The 549-nt window shown below is 39.3% G+C and carries 1 protein-coding gene; it reads right to left on the bottom strand.

The genetic code is table 11. From position 1 onward, the window contains the following. Positions 1 to 97: 97 nt before the first annotated feature. Positions 98 to 457 carry a hypothetical protein gene (locus tag ACFQ1X_RS15365; RefSeq protein WP_144841690.1) on the bottom strand — a complete coding sequence of 120 codons (360 nt, stop codon included), beginning with the start codon at positions 455 to 457 and terminating at the stop codon, positions 98 to 100. Between the last annotated feature and the right edge of the window lie 92 nt (positions 458 to 549).

The following is a 549-nucleotide window of genomic DNA, read 5'->3' as shown; positions in this document are numbered from 1 at the left end:
TAATTAAGTTACATTCCACTGCTGGTAAACACAGGGTTCATTTTCATGCTCTATCTTAAAAAAACTACCAATTTTCAGCCTTAAATTACTTACAAGTTCATCGTTCAAGAACGAAGTGTTTCAGTTCGTTATACTTTTCTTTAAATCCCACTAAATGTTGAGTCCGCGTATCTTTTTCTCTCAGCGACAAGAAGTCACCGGCACTTGAAACAACCTGGTGCAGGAATTCCAGTTCAGTCAAGGTTGCATTATTTTCAATTGAAACAGGCATCCCGATTTCTCCATCATAAAAAGCATTGGGTCTCTTTGCATGAAATAACAGAAGATCCTTCGGTTTTGCTTGTACTTTTTTTATGGACCATTCCAATCCATTTATTGATAAATAGCTTTCTCTATACCCGCCATTTTGCAAGTAGTCCAGCACCATCGTTACAAGGCCGGTCCAAAGCAAATCCAAATCGTCCCAGTCCGATAAAGTGGTCAATTTGTTTTGATCCACTTGAATAACAACGGCACCGCATGGTCTTTTTCACGGACCATGAAGGGCAT

Source organism: Metaplanococcus flavidus (assembly GCF_042675885.1).
Lineage (GTDB): Bacteria > Bacillota > Bacilli > Bacillales_A > Planococcaceae > Planococcus > Planococcus flavidus.
The sequence above is the reverse complement of the archived record's forward strand: the minus strand, read 5'-3'. Positions and strand labels throughout refer to the sequence as shown.